Raw genomic sequence first — 11,847 nt, forward strand, 5'->3', positions numbered from 1 at the left:
GGTCCCCGCGAGCGGCCGCCCTGGCCGTGGGCCGGGAGCGCGGGGCGCCGGGCGGCGCCACCGGAGCCTCGCCGCCGCCGGCCGCGTCCCAGCGCGAGTACGCGTCGACGATCTCGCTGACGAGCCGGTGGCGGACCACGTCGGTGCTGGTCAGGTTCGCGAAGTGCACGTCCTCGATGCCGTCGAGGATCTCCCGGACCACCCGCAGCCCGCTGCGGGTGCCCGACGGCAGGTCGACCTGGGTGATGTCACCCGTGACGACGATCTTGGCGCCGAAGCCCAGCCGCGTCAGGAACATCTTCATCTGCTCGGCCGAGGTGTTCTGCGCCTCGTCGAGGATGATGAACGCGTCGTTGAGCGTCCGGCCGCGCATGTAGGCCAGCGGCGCGACCTCGATCGTGCCGCTCTGGATCAGCCGGGGGATCGAGTCCGGGTCGACCATGTCGTGCAGCGCGTCGTACAGCGGGCGCAGGTACGGGTCGATCTTCTCGTAGAGCGTGCCCGGCAGGAAGCCGAGCCGCTCTCCCGCCTCGACGGCCGGCCGGGTCAGGATGATCCGGTTGACCTTCTTGGCCTGCAGGTACTGCACCGCCTTGGCCATCGCCAGGTACGTCTTGCCAGTGCCCGCCGGGCCGATGCCGAACACGATCGTGTGCGTGTCGATCGCGTCGACGTAGCGCTTCTGGTTCAGCGTCTTCGGGCGGATCGTCCGGCCGCGGCCGGACAGGATGCTGAGGGTGAGCACCTCGGCGGGGCGCTCGTCGCCGCCGCGCAGCATCGCCAGAGAGTGGTCGATGTGCTGGGCGCTGAGCACCGTGCCGGCGTCCAGCAGCGCGGACAGCTCGGTGAACAGCCGGACGGCCAGGTCGTTCTCCGTCGGCTCGCCGGTGATGGTGATCTCGTTGCCGCGGACGTGGATGTCGGAATGCAGGGCCTGCTCGATGACCCGCAGGAGCTCGTCCTGCTGGCCCAGCAGACTGACCATGCTGTGCGGGCCGGGCACCACGAAACGGGTGACCGTCTGGGCGCCCTGGGACGCGGCGCCGGTGGAGGTGGCGGATTCGGGCATGAGGACGGCCACGATGGGCCGAGACACCTCTCGTCGGTCGTGCGTCTCGTCGGGCGCTGGGCTGGTCCGGCTAGGTGGTTCCGTGCGGGTCGCTTCGCGTGGGTCGCCCGGGCGCGTCTCGTTTCGAGACCCGCACGAACAACACATACGAGCTTCCAGGTCGAGTTTAGCCGTCCCAGCGACCCGTGGCCGCGAGCAGCACGGCGGCGGCGACCACGCCGGCCGTCGACGTGCGCAGCACGGTCGGGCCGAGCCGCACCGCCGTCGCGCCGGCCTTCTCGAAGGCGGCGAGCTCCTCGTCGGCGAGGCCGCCCTCGGGTCCGACGACCAGCACGATCTCGCCAGCTGGCGGCCATGGCTCGTGACGGCCGGGAAGCGCGGCCAGCGAGACGGCCGCCGCCTCGTGCAGCACCAGCGCGAGGCCGGCGGCGGCGAGCCGGTCGCGCACGGAGGCGGTGCGGGCGGGCTCGGCGACGGCGGGCCAGCGGGCCCGGCGGGACTGCTTCGCCGCCTCGGCGGCGGTGGCCGCCCAGCGTGCCCTGGCGCGCGCGCCGCGCTCGCCCTCCCAGCGCACGACGCTGCGAGCCGCTGGCCAGGGCACGATCTCGTCCACGCCCGCCTCGGTGAGCATCTCGACGGCGAGCTCGCCGCGGTCCCCCTTGGCCAGGGCCTGGACCACGACGAGCCGGGGCGTGGGCTCGGGAACGTCCGTCCGGCCGAGCACCCGGCAGTCGAGCTCGTCGCGACGCGCCGCGGCGACCTCGCAACGCAGCAGCGAACCGGCGCCGTTGGTGACGTCGAGCCGCTCCCCGACCCTGAGGCGCCGGACCGTCGCCGCGTGCCGCCCCTCCGGTCCGTCAAGCGTGAACGCGTCGTCGGCGGGCAGCGGCGCCAGGTGGAAGACCGGGGTGGTCGTCAAGTCTTGCGGCGGCCGCCGCGGCGGCGGTTGAACAGGCCGGTGGGGGTCGTTGCGGTGCTGACGACGGTCGGCTGCTCCTCGGCGCGCAGCCGGGACAGCTCTCGCAGCAGCCGCTCCTGCTCCGCGTCGAGCTTGACCGGCGTCTCGACCAGGACGTGGACGTGCAGGTGGCCGCGGCCGACACCGCGCAGGTGCGGCACGCCCCGCCCGGACAGCCGGATCGCCTCGCCGGGCTGGGTACCCGGCTTGAAGGTGATCGTCTCGGCCCCGTCGAGCGTCTCGATCGTCGCCGACGTGCCCAGCGCCGCGGCGGTCATCGGCAGCCGCAGCTCGCAGTGCAGGTCGTCGCCCTCCCGGGTGAAGACCGGGTGCGCCCGCTCCGAGACCTCGACGTAGAGGTCACCCGCCGGGCCGCCACCAGGGCCGACCTCGCCCTCGCCGGACAGCCGGATGCGCATGCCGTCGCCGATGCCGGCCGGGATCTTGACGGTGAGGGTGCGGCGCTTGCGCACCCGCCCGTCGCCGGCGCACTCGCGGCAGGGGTGCTCGATGACGGTGCCCGTACCCGAGCAGCGGGTGCACGGCCGCGAGGTGACCATCTGCCCGAGGAACGAGCGGGTGACCTGCTGGATCTCACCTCGACCGCCACAGGTCTGGCAGGTGGTCGGCGCGGTGCCGGGGGCGGCGCCGGAACCGGTGCAGATCTCGCAGACGACCGCGGTGTCGACCATGATGTCGCGGTTGGTCCCGAACGCGGTCTCGGCGAGGTCGAGCTCGATCCGCAGCAGCGCGTCGTTGCCGCGGCGGACCCTGGAGCGCGGCCCGCGGCTGGCGCCGCCGCCGAAGAAGGCGTCCATGATGTCGCCGAGGCCGCCGAACCCCGGGCCGAACGGTGAGCCGGCGCCGCCGCCACCGCCCGGGGCCAGCGGGTCGCCGCCGAGGTCGACGATCTGGCGCTTCTCCGGGTCGGAGAGCACCTCGTACGCGGCGGTCACGGTCTTGAACCGCTGCTGCGCCTCCGGGTCCGGGTTGATGTCGGGGTGGAGCTCCCGGGCGAGCTTGCGGTACGCCCGCTTGATCTCGTCCCCGGTCGCCTCACGGGAGACACCCAGAACCGCGTAGTAGTCCACTGCCATTTAGAAGCCCACCGCTAGAAGTCACGACCCCTTACTGATCCTGGAGACAACGGCCGTCGGGCGTGCAGTCGAAGATCATTTCGTGCGCCCTTCGGCTCTCGGTCGGCACCGCTGCCGCCGGGCGCGCAAGCAACGATCATTTTTGCACGCCCCTTGGCCTCAGTCGGCGCCCAGGAGTTCACCCACGTAGTTGGCCACGGCCCAGACCGCGGACATCGTTCCCGGGTAGTCCATCCGCATCGGACCGACCACTCCCATGCCACCGAGCGCCGCCGCCCCCCGGCCGTAGCCGGTCGCGACGACGGCGGTGGATCGCAGCGCGTCGACGTCGGTTTCGCGGCCGATGCGTACCGTAACGGTACCTGGCTCGCGAGCCCAGCCGATCAGCTTGAGCAGGACGACCTGCTCCTCGAGCGCCTCGAGGATCGCCCGCAGCGAGTCGGAGAAGTCCAGCGCCGAACGGGTCAGGTTCGCCGTGCCCGCGAGCGCGATCCGCTCCTCGTGCCGTTCGACCAGCGTCTCGATGAGGACGGTCGCCAGCGCCGTGAGCTGGGTGCGCAGCCCGGGGCCCGCCTCGTCCGGCAGGACGGCAGCGGCCTCGGCGGCGTCGGCGAGCCGCCGCCCGCCGAGCGCGCGGTTGAGCACGTTGCGCAGCTCGGCGACCGTGTCCTCGTCGAGCGGCTCGGCGACGTCGACGACCCGCTGCTCCACCCGGGCCGCGTCGGTGATCAGGACGATCAGCAGCCGCCCGGGGCTGATCTGGACGACCTCGATGTGGCGCACCCTGCTGGTCGTCAGCGACGGGTACTGCACGACGGCGACCTGGCGGGTCAGCTGGGCGAGCAGCCGGACCGAGCGGCGCACCACGTCGTCGAGGTCGACAGCGCCCTCGAGGAAGTTCTGGATGGCGCGGCGCTCCGCCCGTGACAGCGGCCGGACGCCGGAGAGCCGGTCGACGAACAGCCGGTAGCCCTTGTCCGTCGGGATGCGGCCCGCGCTGGTGTGCGGCTGGGTGATGTAGCCGTCCTCCTCGAGGGCGGCCATGTCGTTGCGAACGGTGGCCGGCGAGACCCCGAGCGCGTGCCGCTCGGCGAGCGCCTTCGAGCCGACCGGCTCGTTGCTGAGCACGAAATCCTCGACAATCGCCCGCAGCACTTCCAGGCGGCGTTCCTCGAGCACGTCGCGCACCCCCTCGGTGACCACCGGACCGGACACCACATACCCGGGGAGGTCCGCCGGGCCACGACGGCCCTGGCCTCCCGCGCCGCCGTGGCGGCCGGAGCGCGGGATCATCTGCGCGCCTCCTCCGCCGTCGAGCCATCGCCGGCGATCCGGCAGGAACCCCGGGTGACCGCGCCCGCGCGCACCCTGGTCATCCGCGCCGTCGTTGTTCGCATAGTCCATGGTGCGCATGTCGGGCCCGACGAGTTGCCAGATCGATCCCATCTGGCACTCCGTCGTCGCGAGTGCCAAGTCTAACGCGCACCGGCCTCTCGGGCGCTGGAGCGCCAGTCAGAGCTAGGGCAGGAGGGCGCGGACGACCGTGTCGGTCAGCAACCGGCCCTGCCGGGTCAGCCTGATCCGGCCGGCGGCGAGGCCCGCAGGGTCGACCAGGCCGGAGGCGACCAGCTCGTCGACGGCGGCGAGCCCGCCGGGTGTGAGCTCCTCGACCGGCAGGCCCTCGGCGAGGCGCACCCCGAGCATCACCCGCTCGACGCGCCGGTCGCCGGAGGAGACGGTCTCCCTGGCCTCGGCGGGGCTGCGGCCCGCGCGCAGGCGCTGGGTGTACTCGGTCGGGTGGCGGACATTCCACCAGCGCACCCCGCCGGCGTGGCTGTGCGCCCCGGGGCCGATCCCCCACCAGGTCGCGCCGCGCCAGTAGCCCAGGTTGTGCCGGCACCAGGCGTCCGGCCCGCTGGCCCAGTTGCTGACCTCGTAGGCGGTGAGGCCGGCGGCCCCGAGGATCTCGTCCGCCTGGATGTAGCGGTCGGCGAGCAGGTCGTCGTCGGGCTCGAGCAGCTCGCCCCGGCGGACGCGGCGGGCGAGCTTCGTGCCCTCCTCGACGGTGAGCGCGTAGGCGCTGACGTGGTCGGGGGCGAGCTCGACGGCGGCGGCGAGGCTCGCCGCCCAGTCCCGCTCGGACTCCCCCGGGGCGCCGTAGATCAGATCGATGCTGACCTGGTCGAAGCCGGCCTTGCGCGCCCAGTCGACGACGTCAGGGAGCCGGCCGGGGGTGTGCCGGCGGTCGAGGGTGGCGAGCACGTGCGGCCGGGCGCTCTGCATCCCGAACGAGACCCGGGTGAAGCCCCCGGCGCGCAGCTGCTCCAGCGCGGCCGCGTCGACCGACTCCGGGTTGGCCTCGGTCGTGACCTCGGCGCCGGGCCGCAGGCCGAACGTGTCGTCGACGGCGCCGAGCAGGGCCGCGAGGTCCGCCGGGGGCAGCAGGGTCGGGGTCCCGCCGCCGAAGAACACCGTGTCCACCGCCGGCGCACCGGCGCCGAGCACCTCGGCGGCCAGCCGGATCTCGGCGGTCGCGGTGGTGGCGAAGGTGGCCGCGCTCGCGCCGCCGCCGAGCTCGGCGGCGGTGTAGGTGTTGAAGTCGCAGTAACCACAGCGGGCCGCGCAGTACGGCACGTGGATGTAGATCCCGAACGCGTGCCGAGGGAGCTCGGCGAGCGCCGCGGCCGGCAGCGTGCCGTCGGCCGGTGGGGACTGGCCCTCGGGTGGCTTGGCGGACATGTCCTCCAGTGTGCGCCGACCCGCGGTGTCCCCGGCTGTACCTATCCGCCAAATACGCGCGGTTCCTGTAGGTTCCGCGTGGTCTTACCGCCTGGCCAGGTGGGCCCGGGGCCCGCCAGCCGCCGTCAGATGTTTATCAACGGTTGACGGGTGTTGCAGCCATGATGTGCGTGTCGTCGTGGCTTTGTCGCGATCCGTGCGGAAGGATCGGACATATGGACGAAGACGTCATGGATCTCCTCTTTGAGGCAGATCTGCTGGAGCAGGGCCTGGCGCTGCTGCCGCCGCGGACCACCGAGTACCGCACCGGCACCGTCACGTACCCCCGGGCCGAGGAGCCGGCCACCCAGCCCATCCCGCTCCCGTTGGCACCGCCCCCCTCGTTCGCGTCCCCGGCGGTGGAGTTCTAGCTCCTGGGAGTTCTAGCTCCTGCCCGACCCCGATCGCGGCACCCGTGAGCCGATCGCGGCACCCGCGGGCCGACGCCCACCGCACGACAAAAGCCGGGACGCGGCCGCGTCCCGGCTTTTCGCGCCAGCCTCCGGTCTGGACCGGCTAGTGAAGCCGGTTCAGGAGCTGGTGAGGTTCAGGAGCTGGTGAGGCTGGCGTGCTGCTTGGCCATGGCCGACTTGCGGTTGGCGGCCTGGTTGGCGTGGATGACGCCCTTGCTGACGGCCTTGTCGAGCTTGCGAGAGGCGATCTGCAGCGACGTGGTGGCGGTCTCGACGTCACCGGCGTCGGCGGCCTCACGGAAGCGGCGCACCACGGTCTTCAGCTCGGACTTCACGGCCTTGTTGCGCAGCCGGGCCTGCTCGTTGGTACGAATACGCTTGATCTGCGACTTGATGTTGGCCACGCGGGGAAACCTCGTCGTCGAGTTGGGAGTAGCTCTTCGGTCTGGGTGCCGCGTCCAGGGTCTCACGCGGCGCGCGGTAGGACCCGATGCAGCGCAGTCAACCCTACAGCACCCATGACCTACGGTTACGCCGGGCCGACGCCGCCAGGACCGCCGGTCCGCTGTCCGGGGCCGCGCCGGGCCGCGGCGCGGCCGCCACATGGTGTCGCCGGCCACGCCACGGGTGCCGCGCGGTCCAGCCTCGCCCAGGATCCTGGCACGATGGAGGGGAGCCCGCGTCCGCGCGGGCGGACCACCGTCCGGCGCCGCCGGCCGGCGGGGCGGGGCCGTGGGCCGGACCCGCCTGCCCGAACCGTCGGCGTGCCCATCCAGAAACGAGACCTGCCCGCGTGTCCTCAGCCCCGCAGGCGCCCGGTGTCGACCAGGCGTTGATCCGCAACTTCTGCATCATCGCGCACATCGACCACGGCAAGTCGACCCTCGCCGACCGCATGCTCGGCGTGACCGGCGTGGTCGAGGCGCGCAACATGCGCGCCCAGTACCTCGACCGGATGGACATCGAGCGCGAGCGCGGAATCACGATCAAGGCCCAGAACGTCCGCCTCCCCTGGAAGGCCGACGACGGCAGGGACTACATCCTGCATCTGATCGACACCCCCGGGCACGTCGACTTCACCTACGAGGTCAGCCGGTCGCTCGCCGCCTGCGAGGGCGCCGTCCTGCTGGTCGACGCGGCCCAGGGCATCGAGGCGCAGACGCTGGCGAACCTGTACCTGGCGATCGAGAACGACCTGACGATCATCCCCGTCCTCAACAAGATCGACCTGCCGGCGGCGCAGCCGGAGAAGTACGCCGAGGAGATCGCGAACATCATCGGCTGCGAGCCGAGCGACGTGCTGCGGGTCTCCGGCAAGACGGGCGTGGGCGTCCCCGAGTTGCTCAACGAGGTCGTACGGCGAGTCCCCCCGCCGTCGGGCGACCCGAACGCCCCGGCCCGCGCGATGATCTTCGACAGCGTCTACGACATCTACCGCGGCGTCATCACCTACGTCCGGGTGGTCGACGGCTCGATCACCACCCGCGACCGCTGCCTGATGATGTCCACCGGCACGGCCCACGAGACCCTCGAGGTCGGCGTCATCTCGCCGGAGCCGGTGGTCACCGGGTCGCTGTCGGCCGGCGAGGTCGGCTACGTCATCCCCGGCGTCAAGGACGTCCGGCAGGCCAGGGTCGGCGACACGATCACCTCGGCCCGCCGCCCCGCGACCGAGATGCTCGGCGGCTACCGCGACCCGCTGCCCATGGTCTACTCGGGCCTCTACCCGATCGACGGCAGCGAGTACCCAGCGCTGCGCGAGGCGCTGGACAAGCTGCAGCTCAACGACGCGGCCCTCACCTATGAGCCGGAGACGTCGGCGGCGCTCGGTTTCGGCTTCCGCTGCGGCTTCCTCGGCCTGCTGCACCTGGAGATCGTCCGAGAGCGGCTGGAGCGCGAGTTCGGCCTGACGCTCATCTCCACCGCGCCGAACGTCGTCTACCGGGTGGTGATGGAGGACGGCACCGAGCACACCGTGACCAACCCGAGCGACTGGCCGACCGGCAAGATCGCTGAGGTGCACGAGCCGGTGGTGGACGCGATGGTGCTGCTGCCGACGGACTTCGTCGGTGCGGTGATGGAACTGTGCCAGTCGCGGCGCGGGGTGCTCAAGGGTATGGACTACCTGGCGGCCGACCGGGTCGAGCTGAAGTACACGATGCCGCTCGGCGAGATCATCTTCGACTTCTTCGACGCGCTGAAGTCGCGGACCCGCGGTTACGCGAGCTTGGACTACGACCCCGCCGGCGAGTCGATGTCCGACCTGGTGAAGGTCGATATCCTGCTGCAGGGCGAGACCGTCGACGCCTTCTCTGCGATCGTGCACAAGGACAAGGCCTATGCCTATGGCGTCTCGATGACCGGCAAGCTGCGCGAGCTGATCCCGCGTCAGCAGTTCGAGGTGCCGATCCAGGCCGCCATCGGCAGCCGGATCATCGCCAGGGAGAACATCCGCGCGATTCGCAAGGACGTGCTCGCCAAGTGCTACGGCGGTGACATCACCCGTAAGCGCAAGCTGCTGGAGAAGCAGAAGGAGGGCAAGAAGCGGATGAAGACCATCGGCCGGGTCGAGGTCCCGCAGGAGGCTTTCATCGCCGCTCTCTCGAACGACGCCTCCAAGAGCAACCGCTCCGGCTGACCCCCACCTCCCCCACCGCTTGCGCCTCTCCCACCGATTGGCAGGTGCGGCGTTCCTCGAAGGCGGTGCGCAACGTTCGGCTGAGTGTGGCGGGTGGTGGTGGCCGCCCCCAGCCTCAGGGCTTGGCGTGGCGTTGGAGCTGAGCGGCGGCCAGACCAACGATCATCGGCTCCGGCTGGAGCGATGCCCGAGTCTTGACCGACACCGGTGTCGAGGCAGTCGACATTGGGGTCAGGACCGTCGTCCCGATCCCAATGTGACCTGCCTCGACGAGGCGGTCCTCGGCCGGTGAGGAAAGGGCGCGCGGAGGTCAGGGGCGAGTGATCCGGTCGAGGGTCTCGAGGTAGGCGACGGCGATCACGACGGCGAGTGGCAGGGCGAGCAGGACCCAGGCGCTGGTCAGGTCGGAGAGCGCGATCACGACGGTCAGGACCGCCGTCACCGTGAACAGCAGGCCGCGCATCCAGCCGGCGGGCAGGATCCGGAAGCCGAACCCGGTCTGCTCCCGCCCCGCCTCGCCGTCCCCAGCCAGGGGGATGTCGCTCGGACCGGGACCGTTCGGACCGGCACCGCTTGGACCGGGACCGCTTGGACCGGGACCGCTTGGACCGGGACCGCTCGGACCGGCACCGCTCGGACCGGCACCGCTCGGACCGGCACCGCTCGGACCGGCACCGCTCGGACCGGCACCGCTCGGACCGGCACCGCTCGCGCCCGCGCCGCCCGGCCGACCGGCGGCGGCCGGGCGACCGGCGACAGGGGCCTGGTGACCGGCCTCCTGGCCTGGCCCGGGGCGGCCGGCCTCGTGGCGGCCGGTCATCGGGCGCCCGCGCCCGCACGGGCGTTGCGTCCGCGCGCGTCGACGACCGTGCGAACGAGGGTCTCCAGCGCGTAGGCGGAGTCGGCGGCGCCGCCCTTGACGCCGGCGTCGGCCGCGGCGGCGGCGCGCAGGGCACGAGCGAGTCCCTCGTCCGACCAGGAACGGGCCGAACGCTGGGCACGCTCGACCTTCCAGTCCGGCATGCCGAGCGCACGGGCGAGGTCGAACTTGGAGCCGCCGCCGGCGCCGGCGACCCTGGCGAGGTCACGCAGCCCGCCGGTGACCGCGCTGCTGATGAGCACCGTCGCCGTCCCTGTCTCGAGTGCCTGGCGCAGTAGGGTGAGCGCGCCGGCCAGGTCGCCGGCGATGGCCGCGTCGGCGACGGCGAAGCCGCTGGCCTCGGCGCGGCCGCGGTGGAAGCGGTGGACGGCGGCCTCGTCGATCGGGCCGTCGGTGTCGGCGACCAGTTGCTCGCAGACCGCCGCGATCTCGCGCAGGTCGCTGCCGACCGCGTCGAGCAGGGTGGTGGCCGCGGCATCGGCGATCTTCCCGCCGGCCCGGCGCACCTCCGCGACGACGAAGTCGTGTCGCTCCCGGGGCCGAGTGATCTTCGAGATCGCGATCATCCGGGCGCCGGCGGCCTTCATCGCGTCGACGATCTTGCGGTTGCGGACCGCGCCGTTGTGGACGACGACGAGCACGACGTCGTCCATCGGATGCGCGATGTAGGTGATCAGCGCGTCGCGCAGTTCGTCGGTGAGCTCCTGGGCGGCGCGGACGACGACGGCACGCAGGCCGCCGAACAGCGACGACGCACCGAGGTCTACGACGTCGGACTCGGTGAACTCGCCCGCCGCCCGGTCGACCACCTCCAGCTCCGGGTCGGTGGCGCGGGCCGCGGCGAGCGTCTCGCGCACGGCCCTGGCGACCAGCAGTTCCTCGTCTCCCTGAACGAGGACGAGCGGTGGGACCGGCGAAGGCGGCACGGCACCGAGCATGGCACAGCCTCGCCCGTCCGGCCGATCACGCCCACCGCGCGCCGGCCTTTCGGTCCACGGCGCCGACGGCACCCCGGCCGGTGCGGCGAGCGGGCATGCGACGGCGATGTAACCCACACGCCCAGGGCGGCCCGCACCCCAAGGCGGCCCGCTCGCCCAAGGCAACCCGGTCCCCCAAGCCGGCCCGCGCACCGAGGCAAGAGGTAACAAGAGGCAACAGGTGCGCCCGGGCGCGCTCAGCCGGCACGGCGGTGACGGCGCACGACCAGCGCGGGGGTGCCGGCGGAGGCCGCGACGACGGCGGCGGGGCCGTCGGTGTCGGTGCGGGCGTAGGGGATCCCAGCGGCTGTGAGCGCGGCGAGCGTGGCCGGCGCCGGGTGGCCGTACTGGTTGTCGGCGCCGACGCTGATCAGCGCTACCTGGGCGCCGGAGGCGCCGAGCAGGCCCGCTTCCTGGCTCGCGGAGCCGTGGTGGGCGACCTTGAGGACGTCAAGGTGGGGCGCGGCGGCGGCGACCGCCCCGGCGCTCAGCAGCTGGCGCTGCTCGGCGTGCTCCGCGTCGCCGGCGAGCAGGATCGTCAGGCCGCCGGTATGGGCGACGCTTACCAGGCTGTTGTTGTTCGGGTCGCTGTCGGTGCCGCGCAGGGGGCGTACCGGCCCGATCACCTGGATGGTCACCGGCCCGACCTCACGGCTGTCGCCGGCGCCGGCCTGGACGATCGGCACGCCCGCCGCGTCCGTCTCGGCCCGCAGCGCCGCCCACCGGTCGGTCGGTTCGTGCAACGGCCCGGTGAGGACCTCGCCGACCGGTAGGTGTCCGAGCACGGCCGAGAGCCCGTCGACGTGGTCGGCGTGCAGGTGGCTGAGTAGCACGACGGGCAGCCGGCGGATCCCCAGGTCGTCGAGGCAGGCGGCGAGCGCGGCGGGATCCGGCCCGGCGTCGACCAGCACTCCGGCGCCCGGCCCGGCGGCGAGCACGAGGGCGTCTCCCTGACCGACGTCACAGGCGACGAGCAGCCAGCCGGGTGGCGGCCAGCCGGCGAGCCGGCCGACGAGGACGCACCGGGCGAGCAGCAA

Annotated in this window: 11 protein-coding genes; 2 read left to right on the top strand and 9 right to left on the bottom strand. The window is 72.7% G+C overall.

The window, feature by feature from the left end; all coding sequences use genetic code 11:
• From FRCN3DRAFT_RS46665 to hemW, 5 genes are all read right to left on the bottom strand, one after another.
• Positions 1 to 1,069, bottom strand: a 1,069-nt coding sequence (locus tag FRCN3DRAFT_RS46665; RefSeq protein ID WP_007519789.1) for a PhoH family protein, incomplete at its 3' end; no start/stop codon positions are given.
• Between the two features lie 166 nt (positions 1,070 to 1,235).
• Positions 1,236 to 1,988: a 16S rRNA (uracil(1498)-N(3))-methyltransferase gene (locus FRCN3DRAFT_RS0227880; protein ID WP_007519787.1), complete on the bottom strand. Its 753-nt coding sequence runs from the start codon at positions 1,986 to 1,988 to the stop codon at positions 1,236 to 1,238.
• Positions 1,985 to 3,124: a molecular chaperone DnaJ gene (gene dnaJ, locus FRCN3DRAFT_RS0227885; protein WP_007519785.1), complete on the bottom strand. Its 1,140-nt coding sequence runs from the start codon at positions 3,122 to 3,124 to the stop codon at positions 1,985 to 1,987. The genes FRCN3DRAFT_RS0227880 and dnaJ overlap by 4 nt, the downstream gene beginning before the upstream one ends.
• A 159-nt stretch (positions 3,125 to 3,283) precedes the next feature.
• Positions 3,284 to 4,303 (bottom strand): heat-inducible transcriptional repressor HrcA, encoded by a 1,020-nt coding sequence (gene hrcA / locus FRCN3DRAFT_RS0227890; RefSeq protein WP_027141005.1) that lies wholly within the window; start codon positions 4,301 to 4,303, stop codon positions 3,284 to 3,286.
• 339 nt (positions 4,304 to 4,642) lie between these two features.
• Entirely contained in the window at positions 4,643 to 5,863 is a 1,221-nt protein-coding gene (gene hemW / locus FRCN3DRAFT_RS0227895) for a radical SAM family heme chaperone HemW (RefSeq protein WP_007519781.1), read from the bottom strand.
• Between the two features lie 215 nt (positions 5,864 to 6,078).
• Here hemW and FRCN3DRAFT_RS0227900 point away from each other — a divergent pair, with 215 nt between their 5' ends.
• A complete protein-coding gene (locus tag FRCN3DRAFT_RS0227900; protein WP_007519779.1) occupies positions 6,079 to 6,273 on the top strand; it encodes a hypothetical protein in 195 nt (64 codons plus the stop codon).
• 176 nt (positions 6,274 to 6,449) lie between these two features.
• On the opposite strand, the gene rpsT is transcribed toward FRCN3DRAFT_RS0227900, so the two are convergent.
• Positions 6,450 to 6,719 carry a 30S ribosomal protein S20 gene (gene rpsT / locus FRCN3DRAFT_RS0227905; protein WP_007519777.1) on the bottom strand — a complete coding sequence of 90 codons (270 nt, stop codon included), beginning with the start codon at positions 6,717 to 6,719 and terminating at the stop codon, positions 6,450 to 6,452.
• 389 nt (positions 6,720 to 7,108) lie between these two features.
• Here rpsT and lepA point away from each other — a divergent pair, with 389 nt between their 5' ends.
• Positions 7,109 to 8,953 carry a translation elongation factor 4 gene (lepA, locus tag FRCN3DRAFT_RS0227910; protein ID WP_007519775.1) on the top strand — a complete coding sequence of 615 codons (1,845 nt, stop codon included), beginning with the start codon at positions 7,109 to 7,111 and terminating at the stop codon, positions 8,951 to 8,953.
• A 310-nt stretch (positions 8,954 to 9,263) separates the two neighbouring features.
• Here the strand turns inward: lepA and FRCN3DRAFT_RS55405 are convergent, their stop codons facing one another.
• From FRCN3DRAFT_RS55405 to FRCN3DRAFT_RS46675, 3 genes are all read right to left on the bottom strand, one after another.
• On the bottom strand, positions 9,264 to 9,416 hold the full coding sequence (locus FRCN3DRAFT_RS55405) for a hypothetical protein (RefSeq protein WP_198536043.1): 153 nt from the start codon (positions 9,414 to 9,416) through the stop codon (positions 9,264 to 9,266).
• 353 nt (positions 9,417 to 9,769) lie between these two features.
• Entirely contained in the window at positions 9,770 to 10,759 is a 990-nt protein-coding gene (gene holA / locus FRCN3DRAFT_RS0227920; RefSeq protein WP_232794175.1) for a DNA polymerase III subunit delta, read from the bottom strand.
• 248 nt (positions 10,760 to 11,007) lie between these two features.
• The coding region (locus tag FRCN3DRAFT_RS46675; RefSeq protein ID WP_035925316.1) for a ComEC/Rec2 family competence protein at positions 11,008 to 11,847 on the bottom strand (840 nt) is incomplete at its 5' end.

This window comes from Pseudofrankia saprophytica (assembly GCF_000235425.2).
GTDB lineage: Bacteria > Actinomycetota > Actinomycetes > Frankiales > Frankiaceae > Pseudofrankia > Pseudofrankia saprophytica.

What these genes read in the sequence shown, in the direction of transcription:
- dnaJ (WP_007519785.1), bottom strand. Translation starts at nt 3,124, where the DNA reads ATGGCAGTGGACTACTACGCGGTTCTGGGTGTCTCCCGTGAGGCGACC.
- hemW (WP_007519781.1), bottom strand. Translation starts at nt 5,863, where the DNA reads ATGTCCGCCAAGCCACCCGAGGGCCAGTCCCCACCGGCCGACGGCACG.
- FRCN3DRAFT_RS0227900 (WP_007519779.1), top strand. Translation starts at nt 6,079, where the DNA reads ATGGACGAAGACGTCATGGATCTCCTCTTTGAGGCAGATCTGCTGGAG.
- FRCN3DRAFT_RS55405 (WP_198536043.1), bottom strand. Translation starts at nt 9,416, where the DNA reads ATGCGCGGCCTGCTGTTCACGGTGACGGCGGTCCTGACCGTCGTGATC.